Genomic DNA, 239 nt, shown 5'->3' on the forward strand with positions numbered 1-239 from the left:
GTAGAGGACGAGGACCTGATCGTCGAACCGTCCGGACGGCTCCCGGCCGGCGTGCCGCTGCGGATCACCGTCCGGCACACCAGCGACCCCCGGGGCGAGCGGAACAACGGCGGCTGGGTGCCGACGGCCGACGGGCTCGCCATGGCCAACCAGGCCGACGCCGGGCACCGGGTCTTCCCCAGCAACGACCACCCGTCCGACAAGGCGTACTTCACCTTCCGGATCACCGCCCCCGACGA

At 72.4% G+C, this 239-nt stretch carries 1 pseudogene; it reads left to right on the forward strand.

Annotation, left to right across the window (positions count from 1 at the left end):
• Window positions 1–239 (forward strand): annotated as a pseudogene (locus tag G3I42_RS00945) (M1 family peptidase); the annotation flags it as partial.

This window comes from Streptomyces sp. SID11385 (genome assembly GCF_010548245.1).
Classification (GTDB): Bacteria; Actinomycetota; Actinomycetes; order Streptomycetales; family Streptomycetaceae; genus Streptomyces.